Source organism: Burkholderia sp. BCC0322 (genome assembly GCF_902833045.1).
Lineage (GTDB): Bacteria > Pseudomonadota > Gammaproteobacteria > Burkholderiales > Burkholderiaceae > Burkholderia.
The window spans coordinates 37,868-51,562 of the sequence record NZ_CADFDU010000014.1 but is presented as its reverse complement, the minus strand read 5'-3'; the positions used below and the strand labels follow the sequence as shown (position 1 = coordinate 51,562).

The 13,695-nt window shown below is 66.3% G+C and carries 12 protein-coding genes; 8 read left to right on the top strand and 4 right to left on the bottom strand.

The window, feature by feature from the left end; genetic code table 11:
* Positions 1 to 139: 139 nt before the first annotated feature.
* Complete coding sequence (locus HWX39_RS29335; RefSeq protein WP_006490888.1) at positions 140 to 364, top strand: hypothetical protein; 225 nt, start codon at positions 140 to 142, stop codon at positions 362 to 364.
* Between the two features lie 123 nt (positions 365 to 487).
* Here HWX39_RS29335 and HWX39_RS29330 read toward each other — a convergent pair whose 3' ends face one another.
* Both HWX39_RS29330 and icd read right to left on the bottom strand, forming a co-directional pair.
* On the bottom strand, positions 488 to 2,716 hold the full coding sequence (locus tag HWX39_RS29330; protein WP_175971208.1) for an NADP-dependent isocitrate dehydrogenase: 2,229 nt from the start codon (positions 2,714 to 2,716) through the stop codon (positions 488 to 490).
* A gap of 280 nt (positions 2,717 to 2,996) precedes the next feature.
* On the bottom strand, positions 2,997 to 4,253 hold the full coding sequence (icd, locus tag HWX39_RS29325; RefSeq protein ID WP_006754594.1) for an NADP-dependent isocitrate dehydrogenase: 1,257 nt from the start codon (positions 4,251 to 4,253) through the stop codon (positions 2,997 to 2,999).
* 277 nt (positions 4,254 to 4,530) lie between these two features.
* Between icd and HWX39_RS29320 the strand changes: the two genes are divergently transcribed.
* The 6 genes from HWX39_RS29320 (at position 4,531) to HWX39_RS29295 (ending at position 10,400) form a co-directional block, all read left to right on the top strand.
* A complete protein-coding gene (locus HWX39_RS29320; protein WP_175971207.1) occupies positions 4,531 to 5,109 on the top strand; it encodes a pseudouridine synthase in 579 nt (192 codons plus the stop codon).
* Positions 5,110 to 5,389: 280 nt separating this feature from the next.
* A complete protein-coding gene (locus HWX39_RS29315; protein ID WP_011352970.1) occupies positions 5,390 to 5,605 on the top strand; it encodes a hypothetical protein in 216 nt (71 codons plus the stop codon).
* 160 nt (positions 5,606 to 5,765) lie between these two features.
* Positions 5,766 to 6,266: a DUF192 domain-containing protein gene (locus HWX39_RS29310; protein ID WP_175971206.1), complete on the top strand. Its 501-nt coding sequence runs from the start codon at positions 5,766 to 5,768 to the stop codon at positions 6,264 to 6,266.
* Positions 6,267 to 6,483: 217 nt separating this feature from the next.
* Positions 6,484 to 8,595: an elongation factor G gene (gene fusA / locus HWX39_RS29305; RefSeq protein WP_175971205.1), complete on the top strand. Its 2,112-nt coding sequence runs from the start codon at positions 6,484 to 6,486 to the stop codon at positions 8,593 to 8,595.
* A 163-nt stretch (positions 8,596 to 8,758) separates the two neighbouring features.
* Entirely contained in the window at positions 8,759 to 9,769 is a 1,011-nt protein-coding gene (locus HWX39_RS29300) for a HoxN/HupN/NixA family nickel/cobalt transporter (RefSeq protein ID WP_175971204.1), read from the top strand.
* Positions 9,770 to 10,055: 286 nt separating this feature from the next.
* On the top strand, positions 10,056 to 10,400 hold the full coding sequence (locus tag HWX39_RS29295) for a hypothetical protein (protein WP_175971203.1): 345 nt from the start codon (positions 10,056 to 10,058) through the stop codon (positions 10,398 to 10,400).
* A gap of 27 nt (positions 10,401 to 10,427) precedes the next feature.
* Here HWX39_RS29295 and HWX39_RS29290 read toward each other — a convergent pair whose 3' ends face one another.
* On the bottom strand, positions 10,428 to 11,273 hold the full coding sequence (locus tag HWX39_RS29290; protein ID WP_175971202.1) for an aldo/keto reductase: 846 nt from the start codon (positions 11,271 to 11,273) through the stop codon (positions 10,428 to 10,430).
* 166 nt (positions 11,274 to 11,439) lie between these two features.
* Between HWX39_RS29290 and HWX39_RS29285 the strand changes: the two genes are divergently transcribed.
* On the top strand, positions 11,440 to 12,186 hold the full coding sequence (locus HWX39_RS29285) for a GntR family transcriptional regulator (protein WP_011352976.1): 747 nt from the start codon (positions 11,440 to 11,442) through the stop codon (positions 12,184 to 12,186).
* Between the two features lie 21 nt (positions 12,187 to 12,207).
* Here the strand turns inward: HWX39_RS29285 and HWX39_RS29280 are convergent, their stop codons facing one another.
* On the bottom strand, positions 12,208 to 13,599 hold the full coding sequence (locus HWX39_RS29280) for a CoA transferase (protein WP_175971201.1): 1,392 nt from the start codon (positions 13,597 to 13,599) through the stop codon (positions 12,208 to 12,210).
* Positions 13,600 to 13,695: the final 96 nt, after the last annotated feature.

Here is a 13,695-nt window from a genome sequence, read left to right as displayed (position 1 = left end):
CGTAGACTTTGTCCCATGCACTGACGCTTCGCCACGACGTTCGAGACGGAAGCCGGCGCAAGCAGCCAGTCGGGCCACAAGCCGGCCGAACCGGCAGAGGCACAACAGAATCGCGTGTGATCAGAAAGGGAGAACGGAAATGAAGGGATTTCGCTTTGGTTCAGCGCTCGGGTCGTTCTACATCCTGCCGGGTAACGGCGGCTGGGAAGCGACGTTCGGCAACGCCCTGCTCGGCGCATTCTCGTGCCCCGAAGTGGCTGCCGACCACATCTCCCGCGGCGACTGCGAGCAACTGTCCGAACTGGACACGGCAACGCTCGAAGTGCCACACGAAATCGCCGAATGGGAAATCGTTCACGTCTGAATGGCAAGCCCGCAACGAACAACGCCCCGGGCGTCCGGGGCGTTGTTCGTTTGTGGCCAGCGGCAGGCAGCGTTGCCCGCCACGCCGGTACACGCATCGACCCGCGCGATCGCGCGGCCTGCGTCAGGCGACCGCGTCGACGATGGCGTTCAGCGTCGCGCTCGGGCGCATCGCTTGGCTCGTCAGGTCGACGTTCGGACGGTAGTAGCCGCCGATGGCTTGCGCCTTGCCCTGCGCAGCCGCCAGCTCTTCCAGAATGCGCGCTTCGCTGTCGGACAGCGCCTTCGCCACGCCTTCGAACTGCGCCTTCAGCGCCGCGTCGTCGGTCTGCTCGGCCAGCGCCTGCGCCCAGTAGAGGCACAGGTAGAAGTGGCTGCCGCGGTTGTCGAGGCCGCCGACCTTGCGCGCCGGCGACTTGTTCTCGTCCAGGAACTTGCCGGTCGCCTGGTCGAGCGTCTTCGCGAGCACGACCGCCTTCGGGTTCTGGTATGCGTTGCCGAGGTGTTCGAGCGAAGCAGCCAGCGCGAGGAATTCGCCGAGCGAATCCCAGCGCAGGAAACCTTCCTCGACGAACTGCTGCACGTGCTTCGGCGCGGAACCGCCCGCCCCCGTTTCGAACATCCCGCCGCCGGCCATCAGCGGCACGATCGACAGCATCTTCGCGCTGGTGCCGAGTTCCATGATCGGGAACAGGTCGGTCAGGTAGTCGCGCAGCACGTTGCCGGTGACCGAAATCGTGTCCTTGCCCGCGCGGATGCGCTCGAGCGAGAAACGCGTCGCGTCGACCGGCGTCATGATGCGGATGTCGAGGCCGTTCGTGTCGTGATCCTTCATGTAGCGTTCGACCTTCGCGATGATCTGCGCGTCGTGCGCGCGCGCCGGGTCGAGCCAGAACACGGCCGGCGCGCCGGTCGCGCGGGCGCGATTCACCGCGAGCTTGACCCAATCCTGCACCGGCGCGTCCTTGGTCTGGCACATGCGCCAGATGTCGCCCGACTCGACCGCGTGCTCGAGCAGCACGTTGCCCGCTTCGTCGATCACGCGCACGACGCCGTCCGCCGGGATCTGGAACGTCTTGTCGTGCGAACCGTATTCTTCAGCCGCCTGCGCCATCAGGCCGACGTTCGGCACGCTGCCCATCGTGACCGGGTCGAACGCACCGTGCTGCTTGCAATCCTCGATCACGGCCTGGTAGACGCCCGCGTAGCAGCGGTCCGGAATCACGGCCTTCGCGTCGTACAGCTCACCGTCCGGGCCCCACATGCAGCCCGATTCGCGGATCATCGCCGGCATCGACGCGTCGACGATCACGTCGCTCGGCACGTGCAGGTTCGTGATGCCCTTGTCCGAGTTGACCATCGCGAGACGCGGGCGCACCGCGTATTCGGCCTTGACGTCGGCTTCGATCGCTTCGCGCGTGTCGGCCGGCAGGTCCTTCAGGCGCGCGTACAGATCGCCGATCCCGTTGTTCGGGTTGAAACCGACCTGCGCCAGCACGTCCGCGTGCTTCGCGAGTGCGTCGCGGTAGAACACCGACACGAAATGGCCGAACAGGATCGGATCGGAGACCTTCATCATGGTCGCCTTCAGGTGCACAGAGAACAGCACGTCCTGCGCCTTCGCATCGGCGATCTGCGCTTCGATGAAGCTGCGCAGCGCGTTGCGGCTCATCACCGATGCGTCGATCACTTCACCGGCCTTCACGGCCGTCTTTTCCTTCAGCACCTTCTTCGCGCCGTCGGCCGTCGTGAGCTCGATCTTCACGCTGCCGGCCTCGGCGATCAGCGCCGATTTCTCGCTGCCGTAGAAGTCGCCTTCGCTCATGTGCGCGACGTGCGCCTTCGACGCGGCCTGCCATGCGCCCATCTTGTGCGGATGCTTGCGAGCGTAATTCTTGACCGACAGCGGCGCGCGGCGGTCGGAGTTGCCTTCGCGCAGCACCGGGTTCACCGCGCTGCCCTTGATCTTGTCGTAGCGGGCCTTGACCGCCTTCTCTTCGTCCGTCGACGGATCTTCCGGGTAGGCCGGCAGCTTGTAGCCCTGCGCCTGCAGTTCGGCGATCGCGGCCTTGAGCTGCGGCACCGATGCGCTGATGTTCGGCAGCTTGATGATGTTCGCTTCCGGCTTCAGCGTGAGCTGGCCCAGTTCGGCCAGATCGTCGGAACCCTTCTGCTCGGGCGGCAGGGCGTCTGCGAAGGCCGCGATGATGCGGCCGGCGAGCGAGATGTCGCGCGTCTCGACGGCGACGCCGGACGAGCGCGTGAAGGCCTTGACGATCGGCAGCAGCGAATAGGTCGCGAGCGCGGGCGCTTCGTCAGTGAGGGTGTAGATGATCTTGGGCGAAGTGGACATGGTGGTCAAAGCATTGCTACGTGATTGTTGGACTGAGACGCCGGCGGTAACCGGCGGGGAGCGACCGGGTCGGTCGCGAAAGGGGCGCGCCGGCTCAGCCGGGCGGTGGTGTTGCGAGGGCCGTCATGTTCTACCTTGCAGGGGCTCCGGGCCGCATCGCGGCGCCGCGGCCCGCATGCCGGACCGCCCTGCCAACAAACCTGCCATCCACGAAACGCTCCGGCGCCGGCAGTAGGCGCCGGGGCGGCCGGACACGCGCCGGCCCACCCCGGAAGGGGACTTACATGTTCTCGATCAGCACTTCACCGAAGCCCGAGCACGACACCTGCGTCGCACCTTCCATCAGGCGCGCGAAGTCGTACGTGACGCGCTTCTGCAGGATCGACTTCTCCATCGCGGCGATGATCGTGTCGGCGGCTTCGGTCCAGCCGAGGTGGCGCAGCATCATTTCCGCCGACAGGATCTCGGAACCGGGGTTCACGTAATCCTTGCCCGCGTACTTCGGCGCGGTGCCGTGCGTCGCTTCGAACATCGCGACCGAATCCGACAGGTTCGCACCCGGCGCGATCCCGATGCCGCCGACCTGCGCGGCCAGCGCGTCGGAGATGTAGTCGCCGTTCAGGTTCAGCGTGGCGATCACGTCGTATTCGGCCGGGCGCAGCAGGATCTGCTGCAGGAACGCATCGGCGATCGAATCCTTGATCACGATCTCGTTGCCCGTCTTCGGGTTTTTCACGCGCATCCACGGGCCGCCGTCGATCAGCTCGCCGCCGAATTCCTTCTGTGCAAGCGCGTAGCCGGCGTCACGGAACAGGCCTTCCGTGAACTTCATGATGTTGCCCTTGTGCACCAGCGTGACCGACTTGCGATCGTTGTCGATCGCGTACTGGATCGCCTTGCGCACGAGACGCTCGGTGCCTTCGGTCGACACCGGCTTGACGCCGATCCCCGAGGTTTCCGGGAAGCGGATCTTCTTCACGCCCATCTCGTCCTGCAGGAACTTGATCACCTTCTTCGCCTGCTCGGAGCCCGCGGCCCATTCGATGCCCGCGTAGATGTCTTCCGAGTTCTCGCGGAAGATCACCATGTCGATCTTTTGCGGCTCGCGCACCGGCGACGGCACGCCCTTGAAGTACTGCACCGGGCGCAGGCACACGTACAGGTCGAGTTCCTGGCGCAGCGCGACGTTCAGCGAACGGATCCCGCCGCCGACCGGGGTCGTGAGCGGCCCCTTGATCGATACCACGTATTCCTTGAGCACCTGCAGCGTTTCGTCCGGGAGCCACACGTCCGGACCGTACACCTTCGTCGCCTTCTCGCCCGCGAAAATCTCCATCCAGTGGATCTTGCGCTTGCCCTTGTAGGCATGCGCGACCGCCGCGTCGACGACCTTGATCATGACCGGGGTGATATCGAAGCCCGTACCGTCGCCTTCGATATAGGGAATGATCGGCTGATCGGAAACGTTGAGCGAGTAGTCCTTGTTGACGGTGATCTTGTCACCGCCTTCCGGAACCTTGATGTGCTGATACGGCATGATCGACTCCAGTGACGTGGCTGAGCAGGTGATGCTGGTCGAAACTGCGCGCGCGGCGGGGGCGCGGCATGGCCACCCCGTGACGGCAACAGCGAGCCGCTATTCTAGCGCCCCAACCGGGCACTTCGGCACGAAGCGCGGCACCGCGTATCAAGACCCCACTTATGTCTTATATAAGACAGAGGACTTGCCGTTCCGTATTATGCATTAAGATTCCGCCATTTGCCATAGACCGCCCGCCGCCGCCTCCCGCTGCGCGCCGGACGGACGCCCCGCCATGAACCTGATCGCCCTCAACAAGCCGTTCGGCACGATTTGCCAGTTTTCCGCGCACGAGACGCGCCCATCGCTCGGCGACTGGGTAAAAACGCCCGGCGTCTACGCGGCCGGCCGGCTGGACGCGGACAGCGAGGGGCTGCTGCTGCTCACCGACGACGGCGCGCTGCAGGCGCGCATCGCCGAGCCGCGCCACAAGCTCGTCAAGCGCTACTGGGCGCAGGTCGAGGGCGCGCCCGGGCCCGCGGACCTGAAGGCGCTCGCGCGCGGCGTCGACCTCGGCGACTATGTGACGCGCCCGTGCCGCGTCGAATTCATCGAACCGCCCGACACGCTGTGGCCGCGCAATCCGCCGATCCGCTACCGCGCCGCGATCCCGACGACGTGGATCGAGCTTGCGATCACCGAGGGCAAGAACCGGCAGGTGCGCAGAATGACGGCGGCCGTCGGCTTCCCGACGTTGCGCCTGGTGCGCGTCGGCGTCGGCGCGCTGGATATATTCGCACTCGGCATTGCACCGGGAGAAACAATCGCGCTGCCGCCGCGCGCGCCGTGGGACAGTTTCGCGCGCGCCGGATGACGAATTCGGGACGGGCAAATTTTCGTCATCTTTTTCGTCAACCGCCCGCGAAGATCGCGCGTTAAACCACGCAGATGCCAACCTTAGCTATCCGGCATTGGCAGCCGAAGCCGTGTTTGCGTCACGAAAGCGACGTTTTTATCGAATACGATTCGGCGCCCGCAGCGCAATGAGAAATTTCTCGAAGCGTCTGTCAACCGAAAGGTGGATGGCACCGTTAGACGACATGACTCCTATTGCCGGGTCATTTGGTTAATTAACTAAAGCTGAGGAACAAAACATGAACAAACTGATCGCCGCTCTGGTCGCTGGTCTCTTCGCAACGGCTGCTTTCGCACAAGCATCGGCTCCGGAAGCTGCTCCGGCTGCTGCTGAAGCTGCTTCGGCACCGGCTAAGCACGCTGCTAAGAAGCACCACGCAGCCAAGAAGCACCACAAGGCATCGAAGAAGGCTGCAGCAAGCGACGCAGCAGCACCGGCAGCTGCTTCGAACTAAGTAAGCTTGCTGTAATAACGCAGTCAAGAACACGCAGTCTTGCCGTTCTTACGGCGTTGAAAGGCAGATCACCGCAAGGCGATCTGCCTTTTTCTTTTTTGTGCCCGCCGGCGCGCATCGCGTACCATGCGGGTCTCGTTTTCCAGATAGGAGCCTTGCTGTGCAATTCTCCCTGCGCTCGTCGCTCGGCCGCCTTGCGCGCGCCGCCGTGTTTCCCGCCGCGCTCGCCGTCATGGCGCTCGGCATGCAGGCCGCCAGCGCGCAAGTGCCGCCCGGCGCCAAGCAGCCGAGCGAATTCCCGCGCGTGAAGCTGCGCGCCGGCATGTACGTGATCGACGCGGCCGTCGCCGCAAACGACCCCGACCGCGAACAAGGGCTGATGTACCGTTCGCAACTCGCCCCGAACGAAGGCATGCTGTTCGTGTTCAACGAGAACGCGGTGCACTGCTTCTGGATGAAGAACACGCTGATCCCGCTGTCGATCGCGTTCATCCGCGCGGACGGCACGATCACCGATATCGACGAGATGAAGGCCGAGACGACCGACAACCACTGCCCGCGCAACAACGGCGTCTATGCGCTCGAAATGAGCAAGGGCTGGTTCGCGGCAAAGGGCATCAAGCCCGGCATGAAACTCGAAGGCCTGCCGCAGGCCCAGTAACGGCCATCGCCGCGGCGTCGCGCCGCGCACCGACCGAAGCCGGCCGCCCGTTGCGCGCCGGCTTTTTTTTCGACCGCCGGCGGTGGCACCCGGCTTGATTCCGCCGTTGCCGGCCGCATCTGCAAAAGCCACGCGCAAGCGCTATGCTTTAAGTCTCGCTTGTCCACCCGGGCCGGCACCGCCGGCCCGCTTACGATCCGAACCCAAGGAGGTTCACGTGCCCCGCAAAACCCCCATCGAGCGCTATCGCAATATCGGGATCAGCGCTCACATCGATGCCGGCAAAACCACGACGACCGAGCGCATCCTGTTTTACACCGGCGTGAGCCACAAGATCGGTGAAGTGCACGACGGCGCGGCCACGATGGACTGGATGGAGCAAGAGCAGGAACGCGGCATCACGATCACGTCGGCCGCGACCACGGCCTTCTGGAAGGGCATGGCCGGCAACTATCCGGAGCACCGGATCAACATCATCGACACGCCCGGGCACGTCGACTTCACGATTGAAGTCGAGCGCTCGATGCGCGTGCTCGACGGCGCGTGCATGGTGTACGACTCGGTCGGCGGCGTGCAGCCGCAGTCCGAAACCGTCTGGCGCCAGGCCAACAAGTACAAGGTGCCGCGTATCGCGTTCGTCAACAAGATGGACCGCGTCGGCGCCGATTTCTTCCGCGTGCAGCGGCAGATCGGCGAGCGCCTGAAAGGCGTCGCCGTGCCGATCCAGATTCCGATCGGCGCGGAAGATCATTTCCAGGGCGTCGTCGATCTCGTGAAGATGAAGGCGATCGTGTGGGACGACGAAAGCCAGGGCGTGAAGTTCTCGTACGAGGAGATTCCCGCGAATCTCGCCGAGCTCGCGCACGAATGGCGCGAGAAGATGGTCGAGGCCGCCGCGGAAGCGAGCGAGGAACTGCTCGAGAAGTACCTGCACGACCATGAATCGCTGACCGAGGACGAGATCAAGGCCGCGCTGCGCAAGCGCACGATCGCGAACGAGATCGTGCCGATGCTGTGCGGCAGCGCGTTCAAGAACAAGGGCGTGCAGGCGATGCTCGACGCGGTGATCGACTACCTGCCGTCGCCCGTCGACGTGCCGGCCATCCTCGGCCACGACTTCGCCGATCCGGAAAAGCCGGCGGAACGCCATCCGAGCGATGACGAGCCGTTCTCGTCGCTCGCGTTCAAGATCATGACCGACCCGTTCGTCGGCCAGCTGATCTTCTTCCGCGTGTATTCGGGCGTCGTCGAATCGGGCGACACGGTGCTCAACGCGACCAAGGACAAGAAGGAACGGCTCGGCCGGATCCTGCAGATGCACGCGAACGAGCGCAAGGAAATCAAGGAAGTGCGCGCGGGCGACATCGCGGCGGCCGTCGGCCTGAAGGAAGCGACCACCGGCGACACGCTGTGCGATCCGGCGAAGCCGATCATCCTCGAGAAGATGGAATTCCCGGAGCCGGTGATCTCGCAGGCCGTCGAGCCGAAGACGAAGGCCGACCAGGAAAAGATGGGCCTCGCGCTGAACCGCCTCGCGCAGGAAGATCCGTCGTTCCGCGTGCAGACCGACGAAGAATCCGGCCAGACGATCATTTCGGGGATGGGCGAGCTCCACCTCGAAATCCTGGTCGACCGGATGAAGCGCGAATTCGGCGTCGAAGCGACGGTCGGCAAGCCGCAGGTCGCGTATCGCGAGACGGTGCGCACGACGGCGTCCGACGTCGAGGGCAAATTCGTCAAGCAGTCGGGTGGTCGCGGTCAGTACGGCCACGCGGTGATCACGCTCGAGCCGAACCCCGGCAAGGGCTACGAGTTCCTCGACGAGATCAAGGGCGGCGTGATTCCGCGCGAATTCATTCCGGCCGTCGACAAGGGCATCACCGAAACGCTGAAGAGCGGCGTGCTCGCGGGCTACCCGGTCGTCGATGTGAAGGTGCACCTGACGTTCGGCTCGTACCACGACGTCGACTCGAACGAAAACGCGTTCCGGATGGCCGGCTCGATGGCGTTCAAGGAAGCGATGCGCCGCGCGAAGCCGGTGCTGCTCGAGCCGATGATGGCCGTCGAGGTCGAGACGCCCGAGGACTTCATGGGCAACGTGATGGGCGACCTGTCGAGCCGGCGCGGCATCGTGCAGGGGATGGAGGATATCGCGGGCGGCGGCGGCAAGCTCGTGCGCGCCGAAGTGCCGCTCGCGGAAATGTTCGGCTATTCGACGTCGCTGCGTTCGGCCACGCAGGGCCGCGCGACCTACACGATGGAGTTCAAGCACTACGCGGAAACGCCGGCCAACGTATCGGAAGGCGTGATCAACGCGAAAGTGAAGTAAGCGCGGCGCGCTCGCGCTGCCGCATGCAGGCAAGGCCCGTCCGATCCCGGACGGGCTTTTTTTCATCCGCGCGCGCCGTGCACGCGGCTTTTTTGATCGGCACACCCTGCAACTTTTTTCGCGTGCCACAATGCATTGCGATTCGTCAGATGGAACCATCCCGATGCCGCCCACCCCTGCCCTGCGCCGCCTGCTGACCCTCTATGCCGGCCTGATCGCCGCGAATGCCGCCGTCTGGCTGTGGGCGCTCGCCGTGTTGCGCGATCATCCGCTGCTGCTCGGCACCGCGGCGATCGCTTACGGTCTCGGGCTGCGTCATGCGGTCGACGCCGATCACATCGCCGCGATCGACGTGGCGACGCGCAAGCTGATGCAGGAAGGCCAGCGTCCGGTGAGCGTCGGCCTGTTCTTCTCGCTCGGCCATTCGACGATCGTGATCGCCGCGACGCTCGGCATCGCACTGACCGCATTCGCGCTGCGCGACCGGTTCGATGCATTCCGCGAGATCGGCGGCACGATCGGCACGGCGGTGTCGGCCACCTTCCTGCTCGTGCTCGCGTGCGTGAACCTGGTGATCCTGCGCGACGTGTGGCGGCGCTATCGCGGCACGCACGGGCACGGGCACGATGCCGCGCATGCGCACCGTCCTGCCGGGCTCGTGTCCCGGCTGCTGCGTCCGCTGTTCCGGTTCGTGTCGAAGAGCTGGCACATGTATCCGGTCGGCGTGCTGTTCGGGCTGGGTTTCGATACCGCAACCGAAATCGGCCTGCTCGCGATCGCCGCCGCGCAGGCGAGCCAGGGGCTGCCGGTCTATACGGTCATGCTGTTTCCCGCGCTGTTCACCGCCGGCATGACGCTGATCGACTCGACCGACAACGTGCTGATGATTCACGCGTACGGCTGGGCGATGGACGATCCGCAGCGCAAGCTGCTCTACAACGCGAGCATCACGTTCGTGTCGGCGGCCGTCGCGCTGGCAATCGGCGGGATCGAGGCAGCCGGCCTGCTGGCCGACAAGCTGTCGCTGACGGGCCCCGTGCGCGACGCGCTCGATGCGCTCGGCGAACGCTTCGGCTCGATCGGCTACGGCATCGTCGCCCTGTTCCTCGTCTGCTGGATCGCGTCGATCCTGTTCCACCGCTGGCAGCGCGCGGCCGATGCGCCAGCGCGCTGACCTTAGCCCAGACGTTTCATTCCGGAAACAAAACGCCCCCAAGACGCGGCATGCGGCGACGCGGGCTTGCGTGCGCGTTGCGCGGCGGACGCAAGCGGCTGGCTGCACGGATCTCGCGGATAGGGATTCGCACGCCGGGCCCGCCAGCCGTTTCGCCCCCGCGGCTGGCGGCCGGCGGCCGCCCGAAGGTGATCGGCTGCCGACCGGACTACGAATCTTTACCACCCCTCCTGCATCACACGTCAATGGCCGCGCGGCGACGAGGCATCGCGCGCATGGGGAGGCCATGATGCTCAAGACGAAACAACCGTTCCGCACGACGGGAAGGCGTGCTCGCGCAGCCTTGCTCGCCGCAGCCGCGTTCGGGTGCTGCTGCTCGCATGCCTTCGCACGAGATGCGACACCGGACGCCGCGGCAGATGCAAATGCGAGCGCGGCCGCGATCATGACGGTGGTCGACGACGCTTCGCCGTGCGCCGCCAATCCGGCTGCGGGCGCGGCGCACGTCTTCGCCGGCGGGCGCGTTGGTGGCCATGGCGCCGGTGCGAGCGGCAGTGGCAGCAGCCCCGGTCGCAGAAATGGCAACGGCGGCGGTCAAGGCAACGGCGGACCGTCCGGAGCCAGCCACTGAACTGCTGCGTTGCCCGGCCGTTTGTCGTCAGAGCATCTCGAGCGCACGCTTGCTGCGTGGCGGACGGAAGTACGCATCAAGCTGCGCGCGCTCGTCATCGCTGAACACGAAGTCGAGCGCGGCCCGGTTGTCGCGCACGTGTTCGAGCCGCGACGCCTTCGGGATCGCGAAAACCCCCGGCTGCGCGAGCACCCACGCGAGCGCGACGCGCATCACCGACACCCCGCGCTGTCGCGCGATCTCGTCGAGCGGCGAGCGCTTCGGCAGCCGCCCGTGATCGACCGGGCTGTACGCCATCGCCGGCATCCGGTGCTCGGCGAGCCACGGCAGCAGGTCGAATTCCGGGCCGCGCCGTGCGATGTTGTAGAGGATCTGGTTGGTCGCGCACGCGCCGCCGCCGGCTTCATCGACGAGTTCGGCCATGTCGGCCGTATCGAAGTTGCTGACGCCCCAGTGACGAATCTTGCCCGCGCGCCGCAGCGCTTCGAAGCCTTCGACCGTCTCCTCGAGCGGCACCGAGCCACGCCAATGCAGCAGATACAGGTCGAGGCGATCGGTACGCAGGCGCTTGAGGCTCGCCTCGCACGCGGCGACGACGTCGCGCCGGCTCGCATGGTGAGGATAGACCTTGCTGACGAGGAACACGTCGCCACGCAGGCCCGCGAGCGCCTCGCCGACCAGTTCCTCGGTCGCGCCGTCGCCGTACATCTCGGCCGTATCGACCAGCGTCATCCCGAGCGCGACGCCTTCGCGCAGCGCGGCGATCTCGTCTGCGCGCCGGGTCGGCCGCTCGCCCATTTCCCACGTGCCCAGGCCAAGCTTGGGAATCGTCTCGCCGTCGGGCAGGACAACCGTGGCGATCGTGTCTGTCATGCGTTCCTCGTTGCGGATGCGTGGCCGCGCACCGCGGCCCAGGCATGGAATACGACGCATCAGTGTAGTCAATCCGCGCGCAGTTCACCTGCTGCACGGCAAAAACCGGCTATAACGGCGCCACGTGATGACTTAGAATGGCCGCAATCAGATCGATACCCACTCCATGAAGGCATCCACGGACGACCGCTGGCAGGACCTGCGCCCCGACCCCGACAACGACACGCCGCTCTACCTGCAGCTCGCCCGCAAGCTCGGCGACGCGATCCACGACAATCGCTGGACAGCCGGCGAGGCGTTGCCCTCCGAGCGCGTGCTGTCCGATGCGCTCGGCGTATCGCGCATCACCGCGCGCAAGGCGATCGCGTTGCTCGTCGAGCAAGGCCTGATTCGCCGCACGCAGGGCGCAGGCAACTTCATTCAGCCGCGCTACGAAGATCCGCTGTCGCGGCTGTCGAGCTTCAGCGAAATGCTCGAACGGCGCGGCTTCAAGCCGAGCTCGCAATGGCTCGCGCGCGAGATCCAGCCGGCGAACCGCGACGAAGTGATCCAGCTCGGGCTGTCGCCGGCCGCATCGGTCACGCGCCTGAAGCGCCTGCGCCTCGCCGACGGCATCGTGATGGCCGTCGAGAATTCGACGTTTCCCGCCACGCTGATCCCCGATCCGCAGGCGATCGGCGGTTCGCTGTACAGCTATCTCGAAGCACGCGGCACGCCGATCGTGCGCGCGCTGCAGCATTTCCGCGCGGTCAATGCGACCGACGAGATCGCCGAGCAGATGGGCATCGCACCGCACGACGCGCTGCTGCTGATCACACGAATCGGCTATACGTCTGACCAGCGCGCGATCGAACTGACCGATACCTACTGCCGCAACGACTACTACGACTTCGTCGTCGAGCTGCGCAAGTAACGCCGGCCGCACCGCCGCCGCTCACAGCCAGCACGCATCGTCGGTGCCGAGCGGCACGGGCGGGCGCGCCAGCGACGGCGGTGTCGCCGACAACCGCTCGGCCGGCCGTACCGCGTCGAGCGTGCCGAACGGCGACGCGATGCGCTCGATCCGGTCGCGCACGTCGGTGCGCGCGAAATCGGGTGCCTGCAGGCCGTCCGGCACGATGCCGAACGACTGCAGCCAGCGTCCCGTCTGCCCGAGCGACAGCCGCACGTGCCAGCTTCCTCCTTCTCGCGCCCGGCGCGCGAGCGCGATCATCGCACCGAACGCCGCGAGATAACCCGTTGCGTGATCGAGCGCCTGGCACGGCAGGTGGCGCGGCCCGTCCGCATGCGCAGCCTGCTGCTCCTGCCACGCGATCCCGCTCGCCGACTGCACGAGGCTGTCGAAGCCGCGCCGCTGCGCCCACGGCCCCGCGTGCCCGTACGCGGATATCGACACGTAGACGATGCCGGGCCGCCGCGCCGCCAGCGCTCGCGGCCCGAAGCCGCGCGCCGCGAGCGCGCCGGGCCGGTACGACTGCAGGAACACGTCCGCGTCGCGTGCGAGCGCGTGCAGCGCATCGATGCCCGCCGCATCGCGCAGGTCGATCCACGTCGAACGCTTGCCGCGCCCGTTGTCGATCACGAGCGGCGCGATGTTCGGCAGGTGCGGGCCGTTGACGAGCAGCGTCTGCGCGCCGTGCGACGCCAGCGTGCGGCCCGCGACCGGCCCCGCGATGATCCGCGTGAGATCCAGCACACGCACCCCCGCGAGCGGCTGGCCGGCTTCGCCGCGGCCGATCGGCTCGACCGGTGCGTCGCCGATCCGCTCGATCTCGAACAGCGGCAGCGATGCAATCGCGCGCGCCTGCTCGAGTGACGCCCACTCGTCAGGCGTTCTGATCAATGCGGCACACAGCCCCGCCTCGGCCAGCACGGTATCGAGTGCGGCGCCTTCCCGCGCGCGGATCGCCGTGGCGACATCGTCCCGCTGCGCGCCGCAGCCGAGTACGTCGAGAATGCCGTTCAGGTGATGCGGAAAGTTCGCGTGCAGCTGGATCCAGCGTCCGTCGCCCGTCTCGAAGAAGCCCGTCACCGGATGACGCAACTCCGGCGGCGGGCCATCGTCCACGCGCAGGTAGCGTTCGCTGCGGAACGCGATGAGCGCGTCGCGAACCGACACGCCGACGGTTTGCGCGACGCCGGTGCGAAGCCGGTGGCATTCGGCCGCCGCGAGCCCGGCTGCCGCGATCGTCGCCACAGCCAGCGTGCCGACCCGGAAAGTCGACGGCAACGTCGGGTCCTGTCCGGTCACGGTCGCACGGGCCAGCGCGTCGGGGTCGCCGTGTGCCAGCTGCCACAGATGCGCCAACGCGAGTTCGGGTGTCATGGCGGAATGGGCGGTGAGAAAGACAAGATCGAGTCTAGGATTCGCGACAGTCGCGAGCAATCCTGATCGCGCGAATCGGCGCATCACGCACGCGCC

Coding starts and splice junctions, on each gene's coding strand:
- HWX39_RS29335 (WP_006490888.1), top strand. CDS start 140: ATGAAGGGATTTCGCTTTGGTTCAGCGCTCGGGTCGTTCTACATCCTG.
- HWX39_RS29330 (WP_175971208.1), bottom strand. CDS start 2,716: ATGTCCACTTCGCCCAAGATCATCTACACCCTCACTGACGAAGCGCCC.
- icd (WP_006754594.1), bottom strand. CDS start 4,253: ATGCCGTATCAGCACATCAAGGTTCCGGAAGGCGGTGACAAGATCACC.
- HWX39_RS29320 (WP_175971207.1), top strand. CDS start 4,531: ATGAACCTGATCGCCCTCAACAAGCCGTTCGGCACGATTTGCCAGTTT.
- HWX39_RS29315 (WP_011352970.1), top strand. CDS start 5,390: ATGAACAAACTGATCGCCGCTCTGGTCGCTGGTCTCTTCGCAACGGCT.
- HWX39_RS29300 (WP_175971204.1), top strand. CDS start 8,759: ATGCCGCCCACCCCTGCCCTGCGCCGCCTGCTGACCCTCTATGCCGGC.
- HWX39_RS29295 (WP_175971203.1), top strand. CDS start 10,056: ATGATGCTCAAGACGAAACAACCGTTCCGCACGACGGGAAGGCGTGCT.
- HWX39_RS29290 (WP_175971202.1), bottom strand. CDS start 11,273: ATGACAGACACGATCGCCACGGTTGTCCTGCCCGACGGCGAGACGATT.
- HWX39_RS29285 (WP_011352976.1), top strand. CDS start 11,440: ATGAAGGCATCCACGGACGACCGCTGGCAGGACCTGCGCCCCGACCCC.
- HWX39_RS29280 (WP_175971201.1), bottom strand. CDS start 13,599: ATGACACCCGAACTCGCGTTGGCGCATCTGTGGCAGCTGGCACACGGC.